Origin of the sequence: Bradyrhizobium sp. 2S1, from assembly GCF_011516625.5 — a bacterium.
Taxonomy (GTDB): domain Bacteria; phylum Pseudomonadota; class Alphaproteobacteria; order Rhizobiales; family Xanthobacteraceae; genus Bradyrhizobium; species Bradyrhizobium septentrionale.
Window position 1 is genome coordinate 4,961,891 of the sequence record NZ_CP147717.1, and the last position, 13,260, is coordinate 4,975,150.

The 13,260-nt window shown below is 60.4% G+C and carries 11 protein-coding genes and 4 pseudogenes; 8 read left to right on the forward strand and 7 right to left on the reverse strand.

The features are described 5' to 3' along the window. Positions 1-7 precede the first annotated feature (7 nt). Both HAP54_RS23460 and HAP54_RS23465 read right to left on the reverse strand, forming a co-directional pair. The gene (locus HAP54_RS23460) at positions 8-1,072 is read right to left on the reverse strand and encodes an IS630 family transposase (protein WP_166204319.1); all 1,065 of its coding nucleotides are present in this window, start codon (positions 1,070-1,072) and stop codon (positions 8-10) included. A 187-nt stretch (positions 1,073-1,259) separates the two neighbouring features. After that, positions 1,260-2,413, reverse strand: a protein-coding gene (locus tag HAP54_RS23465; protein WP_166295259.1) for an IS3 family transposase whose coding sequence is annotated in 2 segments (ribosomal slippage) — positions 1,260-2,164 and positions 2,164-2,413 — 1,155 coding nt in all. Because the reading frame shifts where the segments join, the coding sequence is not laid out codon by codon here. A gap of 71 nt (positions 2,414-2,484) precedes the next feature. On the opposite strand from HAP54_RS23465, the gene tnpA reads away from it, so the two are divergent. The 3 genes and pseudogenes from tnpA to HAP54_RS23480 form a co-directional block, all read left to right on the forward strand. Then, positions 2,485-2,880 (forward strand): IS66-like element accessory protein TnpA, encoded by a 396-nt coding sequence (gene tnpA, locus HAP54_RS23470; RefSeq protein WP_166208739.1) that lies wholly within the window; start codon positions 2,485-2,487, stop codon positions 2,878-2,880. Then, positions 2,877-3,095: an IS66 family insertion sequence element accessory protein TnpB gene (gene tnpB / locus HAP54_RS23475; protein WP_166304037.1), complete on the forward strand. Its 219-nt coding sequence runs from the start codon at positions 2,877-2,879 to the stop codon at positions 3,093-3,095. Before tnpA ends, tnpB (HAP54_RS23475) begins: the two co-directional genes overlap by 4 nt. Before the next feature lie 561 nt (positions 3,096-3,656). After that, positions 3,657-3,860: pseudogene (locus HAP54_RS23480) on the forward strand (group II intron reverse transcriptase/maturase); the annotation flags it as partial. Here HAP54_RS23480 and HAP54_RS23485 read toward each other — a convergent pair. Then, positions 3,859-4,923 (reverse strand): IS630 family transposase, encoded by a 1,065-nt coding sequence (locus HAP54_RS23485; protein ID WP_166204319.1) that lies wholly within the window; start codon positions 4,921-4,923, stop codon positions 3,859-3,861. The pseudogene HAP54_RS23480 and the gene HAP54_RS23485 sit on opposite strands and share 2 nt — an antisense overlap. A 48-nt stretch (positions 4,924-4,971) precedes the next feature. Between HAP54_RS23485 and ltrA the strand changes: the two genes are divergently transcribed. From ltrA to HAP54_RS23510, 5 genes and pseudogenes are all read left to right on the forward strand, one after another. Beyond that, the gene (gene ltrA / locus HAP54_RS23490; RefSeq protein ID WP_166294300.1) at positions 4,972-6,003 is read left to right on the forward strand and encodes a group II intron reverse transcriptase/maturase; all 1,032 of its coding nucleotides are present in this window, start codon (positions 4,972-4,974) and stop codon (positions 6,001-6,003) included. A 33-nt stretch (positions 6,004-6,036) separates the two neighbouring features. Beyond that, positions 6,037-6,231, forward strand: a complete 195-nt coding sequence (gene tnpB / locus HAP54_RS23495; protein ID WP_166304039.1) for an IS66 family insertion sequence element accessory protein TnpB — start codon at positions 6,037-6,039, stop codon at positions 6,229-6,231. Between the two features lie 121 nt (positions 6,232-6,352). Next, positions 6,353-7,878: pseudogene (gene tnpC / locus HAP54_RS23500) on the forward strand (IS66 family transposase). Between the two features lie 82 nt (positions 7,879-7,960). Beyond that, positions 7,961-8,501: pseudogene (locus tag HAP54_RS23505) on the forward strand (IS6 family transposase). Between the two features lie 247 nt (positions 8,502-8,748). Further along, the gene (locus tag HAP54_RS23510; protein WP_029084866.1) at positions 8,749-8,958 is read left to right on the forward strand and encodes a DUF6356 family protein; all 210 of its coding nucleotides are present in this window, start codon (positions 8,749-8,751) and stop codon (positions 8,956-8,958) included. A 111-nt stretch (positions 8,959-9,069) separates the two neighbouring features. Here the strand turns inward: HAP54_RS23510 and HAP54_RS23515 are convergent, their stop codons facing one another. The 4 genes and pseudogenes from HAP54_RS23515 to HAP54_RS23530 form a co-directional block, all read right to left on the reverse strand. Then, on the reverse strand, positions 9,070-9,312 hold the full coding sequence (locus HAP54_RS23515) for a hypothetical protein (protein WP_156929050.1): 243 nt from the start codon (positions 9,310-9,312) through the stop codon (positions 9,070-9,072). 10 nt (positions 9,313-9,322) lie between these two features. Next, the gene (locus tag HAP54_RS23520; RefSeq protein WP_029084868.1) at positions 9,323-9,508 is read right to left on the reverse strand and encodes a hypothetical protein; all 186 of its coding nucleotides are present in this window, start codon (positions 9,506-9,508) and stop codon (positions 9,323-9,325) included. A 519-nt stretch (positions 9,509-10,027) separates the two neighbouring features. Continuing rightward, positions 10,028-10,312: a hypothetical protein gene (locus HAP54_RS23525; protein ID WP_156929051.1), complete on the reverse strand. Its 285-nt coding sequence runs from the start codon at positions 10,310-10,312 to the stop codon at positions 10,028-10,030. Between the two features lie 1,017 nt (positions 10,313-11,329). Then, a pseudogene (locus tag HAP54_RS23530) lies at positions 11,330-12,672 on the reverse strand (IS1380-like element ISBdi2 family transposase). Between the last annotated feature and the right edge of the window lie 588 nt (positions 12,673-13,260).

Consider the following 13,260-nt stretch of genomic DNA (forward strand, 5'->3'; position numbering starts at 1 on the left):
CCCAGAATCAGAGCTGAGTGATACGGCGGCCTTTGAAACGGCGTTGACGGACCTTTTTCTTGGTCCAGACGAAGGGCTCGGCTCTGTCGTTGTATGCGTTGACGTAGGCATCGATGTGCTCCTGAAGCTGCGTGAGGCTTGTGAAGGAGGTGCCGCTGAGCGACTGCCCCTGCAAGATCGAAAACCATACCTCGACCTGATTGAGCCAAGACGCACTTGTCGGCGTGAAATGAAATTGCACGTTGGGGTGGGCCTTGAGCCAATGCTCGTTCTTCTTGTGGGTGTTGAGGTTGTCGAGGATGACGTGAAGCTTCCGGTTCGGAAAAGCCGCGGTGACGCTGTTCATGAAGTCGAGAAACTCGACGCGGCGTCGGCGTTTTGAATGCGCCGCGATGATCTTTCCGGTGGCGACTTCGAGCGCCGCAAACAATGTTGTGGTGCCATGCCGCTTGTAATCGTGGCTCTGGCCGGTCAAGGCGCGGCCATTGGGCAACTTCAGATAACCCTGCGCTCGCTCCAAAGCCTGGATCGAGGGCTTCTCGTCCACGCACAGCACAATGGCCTTCGCGGGCGGGGCGACATAGAGGCCGACAACATCGGCGGCTTTGGCCGTAAAGTTCGGGTCGTTGCTCTCACACCAGGACTTACGAGCCGCGAGGTCAATCTTGTGGCTGCGCAGGAACCGCCAGACATATTGGACGTCAACATCGCCCAGCGCCCCGGCCAGCAGGGGCCCGGTCCAGCGTGCGAACCCGTCCGGCGGCGGCTTGTCCAGCAGCTTCAGAATCCGCTTGTCGGTGGCCTTCGTATAGATTGGCTGCTTGCCCGGTCGCGGCTTGTCTTGCAGCCCTTCAAGGCCTTGGTCGGCATAGCGATGCCGCCAAAGGCTGACAATCCGCGGCTGGACCCCAACTTCCTTGGCGATCGACCGAGTGCTGCGTCCATCCGCCGCCAACAGAACTATCCGCGCCCGCTTCAAATCGCGCTGCAACGTCACCGGGGAGCGGCAACACGCCTCAAGCACCTTGCGATCTTTCCTCGAAAGGTGGACTTCTCTTGCTTCGGGTATCATCCCGACCTTGAATCACGACTCACGCTTTAAGAACAGTAGGTACTAGGTCGGCTTTTACCGCAAGCTAACGAATTAGGGGTACGCATCCGACGGGCGCCGTCTTGCGTGACGCGTGGTAATTCGCGAAGCGTGCGACCTTAAGTCTAGCTTTAAGGTCTGAGCTGCTGCCGGTTTGATGGACACCCGCTTAAGCTAATCCCACCTTGCGCTCGAACTCAACCGGGCTGAGATAGCCGATGGTCGAGTGCCTGCGGGTCGTGTTGTAAAATCGTTCGATGTAGTCGAACACATCGGCGCGTGCCTCATCTCTGGTTTGATAAATCTTGTTGGCCGTACGCTCGGTCTTGAGCGAGGAGAAGAAGCTCTCCATCGCCGCGTTGTCCCAGACGTTGCCGGAGCGGCTCATGCTGCAAACGATGCCGTGGTCGGCCATCAGGCGCTGGAACTGCTCGCTGGTGTACTGGCTGCCCTGGTCGGAGTGATGCAACAGCGCATCCGGCTTGCCGCGCCGCCAGACGGCCATCAACAATGCGTCCGTCACGAGCTGTGCCGTCATGGAGGCACTCATCGACCAGCCCACCACGCGGCGTGAGAACAGGTCGATCACCGCTGCGACATAGAGCCAGCCTTCGGCCGTCCAGAGATAGGTGAAGTCGGCGATCCACTTCTGGTTCGGCCGCTCGGCGGCGAACTGCCGGTCAAGGAGGTTCGCCGGTACGGTCTCGAGCTGTCGATCGCCGCTGTCCTTCGGTAAGCGCCGACGTCGCGGCCGCGCCCGCAAGCCTTGCAGGCGCATCAGCCGCTCAATCCGGTGCAGGCCGCAATCCGCCCCGTCGGCGAGCAGGTCACGCCACACCCGGCGTGCGCCATAGGTGCGGTCGCTGGCGGCGAAGCTGGCCTTGACCTTGCCGCCGAGCTCCTCGTCGCTGCGGGATCTGGCGCTGGGAGAGCGGTTCAGCCAGGCATGGAAGCCCGACCGCGACACTCCCAGCGCATCGCATAGCCATGCCACCGGCCAGATCGTCCGGTGCTTCGCGACGAAGGCGAACTTCATGTCGCTTCCTTCGCGAAGTAGGCTGCGGCCTTTTTTAGGATATCCCGCTCGGCCTTCAGCTTGGCGACCTCACGGCGCAGCCGCTCGATCTCCTGCTGCTCCGGCTTCATCTGCCCGTGGCCGGGAAAGGCTTGCGCCGGGTCGGAGCCCAACTCCTTCACCCATTTGCGGAGAACATTCTCATGAACATCCAGGTCACGGCCAGCTTGCGCCACCGACACCCCACGTTCCCGCACCAGCTTGACCGCCTCGACCTTGAACTCGCGGCTGAACTTCCGTCTTTTCATCGCCACCTCCGGCTTCATGAAACACCTAATCTCGGTGTCCATCAAACCGGCAGCAGCTCAGTCATCAGGCGATGCGGGTCGAGGTTTTGGGCGGGCTGGAGCGGCGGCGGCGCTGGTCGCAGGATGACAAGGCGCGGATTGTCGAGGAGACGTTGGCGCCAGGCGCGAAGGTGACAGAGGTTGCGCGTCGCAACGGAGTAGCGGCCAGCCTGGTGTTTACCTGGCGTCGACAAGCGCGGACATCAGAGCAGGTTGTACCTTCCTTTGCGCCGGTGCAGATCGTCGCTACAGAAGTGGAGGAAACTCCGAATCTTTTGCCTGCGGGTGACGGCCGAGTGCGCTCCGTGGCGGCCGCGCGTACTGGATTGATCGAGATCGATCTTGGCAACCGACGACGCATCCGGGTGGATGCACACGTCGATCCGGAGGCGCTGGCGCGGGTCCTCGAGGTGCTTGAGCGCCGATGATCGCCATACCGGGCAATGTACGGGTTTGGCTCGCGACCGGCCATACCGATATGCGCCGAGGCTTCCCTAGCCTTGCGCGTCTGGTTCAGGAGGGTTTGAAACGGAACCCTCACGCTGGCGATCTCTACGTTTTTAGAGGCCGCCGCGGCGACCTGATCAAGATCATCTGGCATGGTGTGCTGCAGAGCATGAAGGAGGTGAATAACCGAATTTAATGCGTACAGCTTTATGAGAGATGGAGGATGGCCCTCCTGCATCGGCGTTTCAGGCGCAGATGCAAAACCACGACACTGTGGCTTCGCTTAAAAGGCGCGGTCATGAGCAAGTGTTGCAAAAGTCCCGGGTGTACGGGGCAGGTAAGTATCCAGAAGGCGAGCGAAAGCGAATCTTCCGATGACGCGTCGAAAATTACTAAGGCGTCGCCAAAATCAGGGGCGCGTGCCATCCCTGAGATCAATCCGTGAGGCGCCTGGATTACTGCGCGGATGGCGACCGGCGTTTAGGGGACGCGATCTGGATACAGGCTCTTGTAGAGAACTGCAGGAACCAGTCGTTGTGATGCCAAGGGAGAAGTTCAAGCGGCGCACACCGCGAGACGAGAGTACCGAAGCACAACACTGGGGCGGATCGGCTCGTAGTAGTGATGAAGGTGCTGTAATGGGACTGGAGCGAAGGGGCCGAAACAAGTGGGTTGCTCCCATATGCAACTGTGATGAGCAGGAGGACATGTGAGTGTAACCGGACGTAAGCAGTACGATATCGACAAGCAGACAGTGATGAAGGCCTACCGATTGGTCAAAGCCAATGCGGGCTCGGCCGGCGTGGATAAGGTGTCGCTCGAAGCTTTTGAGAAGGACTTGAAGGGCAACCTTTACAAGGTCTGGAATCGAATGTCTTCTGGCAGCTACTTTCCACCTGCCGTTCGGGCTGTCTCCATTCCCAAGAAGAACGGCGGGCAACGCATTCTAGTACCCAGAATCAGAGCTGAGTGATACGGCGGCCTTTGAAACGGCGTTGACGGACCTTTTTCTTGGTCCAGACGAAGGGCTCGGCTCTGTCGTTGTATGCGTTGACGTAGGCATCGATGTGCTCCTGAAGCTGCGTGAGGCTTGTGAAGGAGGTGCCGCTGAGCGACTGCCCCTGCAAGATCGAAAACCATACCTCGACCTGATTGAGCCAAGACGCACTTGTCGGCGTGAAATGAAATTGCACGTTGGGGTGGGCCTTGAGCCAATGCTCGTTCTTCTTGTGGGTGTTGAGGTTGTCGAGGATGACGTGAAGCTTCCGGTTCGGAAAAGCCGCGGTGACGCTGTTCATGAAGTCGAGAAACTCGACGCGGCGTCGGCGTTTTGAATGCGCCGCGATGATCTTTCCGGTGGCGACTTCGAGCGCCGCAAACAATGTTGTGGTGCCATGCCGCTTGTAATCGTGGCTCTGGCCGGTCAAGGCGCGGCCATTGGGCAACTTCAGATAACCCTGCGCTCGCTCCAAAGCCTGGATCGAGGGCTTCTCGTCCACGCACAGCACAATGGCCTTCGCGGGCGGGGCGACATAGAGGCCGACAACATCGGCGGCTTTGGCCGTAAAGTTCGGGTCGTTGCTCTCACACCAGGACTTACGAGCCGCGAGGTCAATCTTGTGGCTGCGCAGGAACCGCCAGACATATTGGACGTCAACATCGCCCAGCGCCCCGGCCAGCAGGGGCCCGGTCCAGCGTGCGAACCCGTCCGGCGGCGGCTTGTCCAGCAGCTTCAGAATCCGCTTGTCGGTGGCCTTCGTATAGATTGGCTGCTTGCCCGGTCGCGGCTTGTCTTGCAGCCCTTCAAGGCCTTGGTCGGCATAGCGATGCCGCCAAAGGCTGACAATCCGCGGCTGGACCCCAACTTCCTTGGCGATCGACCGAGTGCTGCGTCCATCCGCCGCCAACAGAACTATCCGCGCCCGCTTCAAATCGCGCTGCAACGTCACCGGGGAGCGGCAACACGCCTCAAGCACCTTGCGATCTTTCCTCGAAAGGTGGACTTCTCTTGCTTCGGGTATCATCCCGACCTTGAATCACGACTCACGCTTTAAGAACAGTAGGTACTAGGTGTGCCGACAGTAGCAGATCGCGTGGCGCAAACGGTCGTCAAGCTGCAGATTGAACAAGCACTCGAGGAAATCTTCCTTCCCGATTCCTACGGCTACCGGCCCGGAAAATCCGCGCTGGACGCCGTCGGCGTCACCCGGCAACGGTGCTGGAGGATGGACTGGGTGCTGGAGTTCGACATCAAAGGCCTGTTCGACAATATCAGCCACAAGTTGCTTATGAAGGCCGTCAGGAAGCATGTGCAAGACGAATGGGCTCTGCTCTACATCGAACGCTGGCTAACAGCGCCGATGCAAGACAGAGACGGAGCGATCACCGCTCGCGACCGGGGCACACCCCAAGGCGGCGTGATCAGTCCCGTCCTTGCCAATTTGTTCTTGCATTATGCGTTCGATACATGGATGGCGCGGAACTTCCCGCAGTCGCCGTGGTGTCGATACGCGGACGACGGGCTCGTTCATTGCCGAACCAAGGCTGAAGCGGAAGCCATCAAGGCGGCGCTGCAAGCAAGGTTTAAGGAATGCGAACTCGAAATGCATCCCGACAAGACCAAGATCGTCTACTGCAAAGACAGCAATCGCCCGGGTAGCCATGCCAGTCAGTCATTTGACTTTCTGGGATTTACCTTTCGACCGCGCAGGGCAAGAAACCATCAGAAGAAAGAAAACTTCTGTACGTTCTCGCCAGCGGTCAGCAGGGCGGCGATGACGTCTATGCGTATGACGATCCGGCAGCTCCGCCTCAGGCTTCGCTCGCAGACGGAAGTCGACGCAATTGCCTTGGAACTGAACCCCGTCCTTCGTGGATGGAGGCAGTACTACGGCAGATATGGGCGGTCAGAAATGCACAACCTGTATCGATATGTCGACGAATCTCTTAACCGCTGGGCGCGACGCAAATACAAAGGGCTGAAGAATGGAAAAGTCAGAGCCTCCACCTGGCTCAGATTGATCCGCTGCCGCAGGCCGAAGCTGTTCGCTCATTGGGCGATGTTGAGTTCTGCCTCGTTACTTGTTGAGAGCCGTATGACGTGAGAGCGTCACGTACGGTTCGGAGAGCGGCTCCGGGTGCAACCCCCGGGGCCGACTCACCATGGCCAGAGCGCGTGTCTGTTCACGAAGCGGCTGGAGCGCGGCCGCTTTTTGTGGCCGTCGCTGGCGGACGGCGTTGTGACGATCAGCGTTGCGCAACTATCCTATCTCCTGTCCGGAATTGACTGGCGGATGCCGCAGGCAACCTGGCGTCCACAGGCTTCCGGTTAAGCTGTGGCTCTTTGACTCACGGCAGGAATCCAGCGGGATTTTTTGCCGCGAATATGGTTGATTCGCCCTCGTGACGACGCCCGCCGATCCGCTTCCCGCCGACCTTGCCGCTGCGCATGCGATGATCATTGCGCAGCGCGAACAGCTGACGCTGGCGAAGAGCGAAGTGACCGTCGGCCGGCTGGAAATCGAGCGGCTGAAACTGATGCTGGCCAAGGCACGGCGCGAGCAGTTCGGGCAATCTTCTGAGCGCGGCAAGCTGCTGGTCGAGCAGCTCGAACTCGCCATCGAGGATCTTGAAGAGACACAGGCGGAGCAGGAAACCAAAGCCGAGTTCGCAGCGCCGGAAGCCGCCAAACAGAAGCGCGCGCAAAATCCACGGCCGCCGCGACGCCCCCTACCGGATAACCTGCCGGTCGAACGTATCATCGAACCCATGCCTTGCGCGTGTGGCAAGTGCGGCAGTGAACGGCTGCACAAGCTCGGCGAGGGCGAGGTGGTATCGAAGACCCTTGCGAGCCGCGGCGCTGGAAGATTATCGAGCATGTCCGCGAAAAGTTCTCCTGCCGAGATTGCGAGGCGATCACAGAGGCGCCGGCGCCCTCCCATCCGATCCGATCCCGCGGGGCTGTGCCGGGCCGAGCCTGCTGGCGATGGTGCTGGTCAACAAGTTCTTGCTGCATCAGCCGTTGAACCGGCAGAGCAAGACCTATGCCCGCGAAGGGATCGAGATCGAGTCTCGACCCTGGCGGATCGGGTCGGCGCCTGCGTGGTAGCACTCGATCCCATTATTGAGGCCATCCGCATCCACGTCATGAGGGCGCAGCGCATCCACGCCGACGATACGACGGTGCCGGTACTGGCCAAGCTTAAGACGGTTTCCGGCCGGATCTGGGCCTATGTTCGCGATGACCGGCCGTTTGGCGGCACGGATCCGCCGGCGGCCCTGTTCTACTACTCACGCGATCGGGCTGGAGAGCATCCGCAAAGCCGTCTTGCCGGCTATGTGGGCCTCCTGCAGGCCGATGCCTTCGATGGATATAACCAGCTCTACAAAGCCCAAAGGTTGAAGCGGCCTGTTGGAGCCATGGCCGCAGAAAGTTCTTCGACCTGGCGAAATCTGGAGAGGCGCCGATTGCCAGCGAGGCCGTGCGACGCATCGATATCCTGTTCGAGATCGAGCGCACCATCAACGGCAATACGCCGGAACAACGGCTTGCGGTACGTCGTGATAAGTCGAGGCCGATCGTCGCCGATCTCGAAATCTGGATGCGCCAGCAACGAACCTTGCTCTCATCAGGCAACGATACTGCAACGGCGATCAACTACCTGCTCAACCGCTGGACGGCGTTCACGCGCTTCCTGGACGATGGCCGCGTCTGCCTCTCGAACAACGCTGCCGAACGAGCGTTACGCGGTGTGGCTGTCGGAAGACGAAATTGGACCTTCGCAGGTTCAGATGCTGGCGGCAATCGTGCCGCCGCCGTCTATACCCTGATCGAAACCTGCAAGCTGAATGATGTCGATCCGCAGGCCTGGCTCGCTGACGTGCTGGCAAGGCTTCCAGATCACCCCGTCAACAGAGTCGCCGACCTGCTCCCGTGGAATTGGAACGCAACCCAACAGTCCAAAGCGGCTGCTGCCTGAGCGCCGCGGCAGACCGGCACGCCTGTCCGCGGTCCTGGCCGGATGCGTACAATTAGAGCGGCCGAGGGGGTAGACGACAGGCATGCCGACCACCCGGGACCCTCTTTATCGGCGCCATCGCTTCCCACCGGAAGTGATCAGCTGTGCCGTTTTGTTGTATTTCCGGTTTCCCTTAAGCTTGCGCATGGTCGAGGAAATCCTGGCGGCGCGTGGCATTGGCGTGACCTATGCCACCGTGCGCCAGTGGGGCGGAAATTCGGCAAGCCGTTCTCCGATCGGATCCGCCAGCGCGCACCCGCTCGCGGTGACAAATGGCATCTGGACGAAGTCGTTATCTCGATCGCGGGCGCACAACATTGGCTCTGGCGCGCTGTCGGTCAGAATGGCTTCGTTCTCGACGTCTTGATCCAGCGCCGAAGAGACTCGCGCGCTGCGCAGCGGCTCATGAAGAAGCTCTTGAATTGTTCCGTCAGGCCCAACGGTTTCTGTCACTTCACGATCAGGTCGCGAACCTTTTCTACATCCCCTATCCCGGAACCGTCACCGCCGACTTCCGTCGCGCTTCGCGCGAGCGAGCCTTTGCGACTTGGCGCGAGATCTCCACGACAAGCGCTGTCGCCTAATCTCGAACCTTTGAGTCAGCTCGGCGGTCGATTAAGTTGACGATGCCATTGCCAAGCTTCTACCGGGCAGCTTCGCCAACTTGGCGGATCGATTACCCGCCGTATTGGTCGATACGCTGCGCGAACAATTCGCGCCGAATGCGCAGAAGGATGAAAATGAATTCTAACACATAGGTGGCTTTAGTAAAAGGATGCAATGTTGCTGTTCAAGGAGCGCGGACTCTTGTCCGCAAGCAAGGAGAGTTCGATGGTTCGTATTTCGTTCACACAGCATCCGGCCTCGGTAGGCGAGACCTACTCAGCATATGCGAACCGCTTGGCCCCTCTCTGGCGGATGCAATTGGCTGCTCTCGCCTGCTTCGTGCACGGGATCTTCCCCTTTCTATTAACGAAGACCGGATCGACTAGCGTGAGCGAGCTATATTCGCGCATGGTTCAACACCGGTCGCGTTTGTAGACTCCGGAGCAGCGGGTCCAGACAATGCGTGGCGGTCTGGGACAAGTCGATTCAGCTAGTTCGTGAACCGGAGATCGGAGCGAAGTCGGCACCGGCTCGGGCGGTCTGTGGCTATTTCCCTCTGTTCTGCTCCGCTTGCATTGCCGCGCGCTTCTCGATCGACCGGGTGGCGAGCATGGTAGTCACGGCCCGGGCGCGCTTCAGCTCCTTGGTCAGCGCCTTGCGGTCGCCCCCGGACGGCCGGGGGGGATGGTGCATCGGGGCCATGATGGGCCGATGATCGCGCTGAATCGGGGGCGCGGGAAGTCGCTTGGCTTGGGTTTCGCGAACGTCGGAGAGCAAGACTTTGGTCAATCCGCCATTGTCATTTCGGTGGCTTTCGGAACTGAACTACGTTGCCGTCTGCGGCGCGGATCGCCACCCGCGCCAACTCGAGCGGGTCGAACCTGAGGTTCGCTATCGCTTTAGCCACACCTTGCCGCTGCAACTCGGCGACGATTGCTTCGGTCACCTTCATCAGTCGGGCCACTTCAGCGGTTGTGTCTATCATCAGGGCACCTTCAGACCGTAGGTGACGGCGAGAGCAGCGGTCCAGCCACAATTCACGGCAACGATACTCTCATGGGGTTCACCGAAGCTGTCCCGATTATACTCCGCCGGAACGAGCCCAGCATCGGGCTCAGCATTTTTGATGAAAGGGGACTGAGTGGCTGGCCAAGTCGGGCTGTCTGAGTTCTCCTTTTCGCATTCATCATCATGCATCACGATAGCTCAGCCCTCAGGCCGCCGCGACTCCCGGTTGGCCAGAGGCGCCAGCCGCGAGCGATCGAGAAGCACACGGGCAGAGCTCCGGCCAGCCTTCTGCAGCAGATTCTGTTTCCTGCAAGATGCTGATGAGACCGCGAAGGAAGAAGTCCAACGACCAGCGCCGCGTTGACCGTTTTTATCGGTTGGGTTCGGGGAGATCTGACAAGCCATTGCCGGCTCGTTAAGGCTGAGCGGCCGATGGAAGCTCTTCGCACTGAGCCGGGAATGCCGTTCTCCGTATGCCGGAGAGGGTCGCAGCGCTCTAGCTTCTGCCGCGCGGTCGCCACGTGCGTGACATCCGCGGATCACTGCGATCATCGTATATGGCCACAAGCTCGCCGGCCTTTAGGCCGAGGCCCTTCAAATCGGCTTCGCGAAGTTCGGATTTGTCTATCGTTGCTTCACCGGCGCTGGCTGCCAACGAAGCTTTCACGGCTTCAGCCTGATCAGCCATTGCGACAGCATAAGCCACATATCGGAGCTTGTCGTTTTTGACGACGCCGACCGTAACCATCCACCCTGCTGCCATCTCAGTTTCACGGGGCATGCCATGATCTCCACGGCGTGTTGCTGTTCCCGATGCTACGGAAAAGACGCGGGCGGCTGGAGGAACCACCCGCGCGAAGTTTGGTACGCCAAGCTTGGCTGTCTGGGGGGCGTGAAGATAGACAGCCAAGCCGATAAGCATCTGAGCAACTCATGTGCCAGACGGTCACTACGCAAGGGTAGAGCCGGCCCGACAAAAAAAACGTGCGGGTAGCCGCTTACGACCGCCCGCACTAGTTGCGATGCGAGGACTTGGCCCTCACGAGGGTCAATCGATAAGCGACCAAGCCATACCTGGCTCAGCAATCAGCGTGCCAGACGGTCACATTGCGCAGACAAGCAAACGGCGCGCTTTCATACCTTGTGCGGACTGAATACTCGCGCGAGCGGCGGCTTCCGGACCACAACGTCATGAACCGGACACGACTGACGAGATCAGACGTGCCACGCTAATGACGCCGAGGCCGCGAGATGATTGGATTGATCTCGTCATCTTGTACAACCAGAAGCTCGCCAGGCTTCAAACCAGGTCTTGGCAGCTGCTTCTCGTCGATCGGGCAGGTTAGCATTGCGGCCTTTGCGCCGCATTCCGCTATGGTCATTCTCACCGCGTCCGCCGGGTCGGCGAGGGCCACTACGTAAGTTATGTGCCTGAAATCTTCGTCATCGTGGCCGTCTTCCTTGAGGACAGAGACTGTCACTATCCAACCATCCATTTTGTTGCGCTCCGGCAGATCAGAACCGGCGGCACACGGGAGCCACCGCACACACCGACCGAACGCAGCTGAACGCTAGGTCGGTCACCTCATTGCATGAATATTGCGGCCGCTATGACGGCAAGCGAGGCTAGCCCGTCCTATTCGTGAGAGTGCGTTTTTTTTAGTCCGATTGATGTGGCCGCACATCTGCTCTGACGAGGCGCGCGGGATTGCCTTCGGCTTTTCACCGCCTGACGACCGGTACTTTGCAACGCGCTTGAGGTGTAGGTTGGGCGAACGGGGGGCGGATGCCCCGCCGGTCAAGGACCGAGCGGCAGCAGCGCGCCTGGCAAGCCGCGGATCAGGTCGGCTTCGGGACATGCCGCGGCAAACGCAAGGCGAATGCGGCTCGTGGTCTCGACCACACGGGCAGCGAGTTTCAAGAGACGAAGACGCAGCGTCGCGAACTCGGCTGTGGCCAATTCCCGGGCTTTGGGAATCGCGTCGCGCACGGTCAGCATCAGCCAATAAGCGGCGGTGTGGAGAACGAGGCGGACTTGATTGGCGAGCGCCGAACGGCAGCTGGTGCGATCGGAGGCGAGCTGTGTCTTATGCAGCTTGATCAGATTCTCGGCTTGGCCGCGCGCGCAATACAGGCTGTCGTAGATCCACTCGGCCGAGCCGACACGAGGCTGGTGACGACGAAACGGATGTCGAGGCCGAGCATCGTCGCCTCAATACGGGCGACGGTACGCCGTTCGCGATCCCAGGACTTGGCCTTGTGGCGCGTCTCGGTATAGCCACGCAGAACCGGCAGGTTCTCGATGGCGCGTCGCGTGCGGATGTCGTCGGCGGCCTCGTCGAGTTTTCTGGCGAGCGGCTTGGTGCCGGACAGACCGAAGATGTAGTCGATGCCGTTGGTCTCGCACCACGCCATTGCCTCCGGCCGGGCATAGTGCCCGTCGCCACGGAACGTAATTCGCGTGTTGTGCCACCGCGTCCGGATATGCCGGATCAGGCGGCGCAGGTGGGCACGCACCTCGACGCCGCCCGGCGTCTTGCCGGGCCGCAGCACGACCGCCACGGGCCGGCTCTTCTCCGTGTCGTAGACGTGGATCGGCAGGAAGCAGCGTTCGTCATAATGAGCGTTGAACAGCGAGAGCTGCTGATGGCCGTGGACGACATCGCAGGTATCATCGATGTCGAGCGTGACGGATGCCGGCTCGCGCGGGTAGCTATCCATCCATGCGTCGACCAAAGTGTAGGTCAGTCGGATCACGTCGCGCAGGCGCGGAGCATTCTCCAGCCGCGACAGCGTCGGTTGGGAACACAGATCGCGACCCGTGTCCGGCAGCCGTCCGCAGGCCAGCTTGAATGCGGGATCGGACCGCAGATGATCGAGGTCGTCGGCGTCCTCGTAGCCGCAGCAGATCGCGAACATGCGCGCGCGGAACATATCGACAAGGCTGTGCACGACCCGCGTCGGATCGCGCCGATCCGGGAACACCCGGGCCAGATTGTCGGCCAAGCCGAGACGCCGCTCGGCCATCGCCAGAAGCATCACGCCCCCGTTCGAGGTCAGCCGACCGCCATCGAAGGCAGCTGTGACTTTCTTGGCGTGAACGGCTGGAAACGAGAAGGGCAGAATCGTATCGTCGGTCATGGCGGGCGTGGCGTTCGCGGTTGAGGTGATGGGGTTGGCTTCGCAACCGAATCCTACGCCGCATTAGCGCTTTACACCACGCTCGCCAGCCTCTCAGGCGCCCTCTGACGAATAAGACGGGCTAGTCCCATCAAAATGACGCACGCGATGTACGGGAGGCTCCACGCACTACTCGGCTACGGCGCTTGGACGGAGCATACACTCCGGGACGCGGCAACGTGACACGGAAATCCAAGTCCTACACCTGCTTGTCCGCGTAGGTGGCGGACGCGTGTTCTCAAGAAATCTGATGTCTAGTTTACGGTCGGTCAGCCATAGGGCCACGCTGGAGAGCTTCGTCAAAGGCCTTCGGGGCCATAGAGCGGTCCTGCGAGCGATCAATCAGAAGAGGCCCGGCTTTGTCCGGCCTTTCTTTTGCCGCCTGTGGCGTGCCGCTAGCCCGTCCTATTCGTGAGAGTGCTTTTTTTAGTCCGCTTGATGTGGCCGCACATCTGCTCTGACAAGGCGCGCGGGATTGCCTTCGGCTTTTCACCGCCTGACGACCCGTACTTTGCAACGCGCTTGAGGTGTAGGTTGGGCGAACGGGGG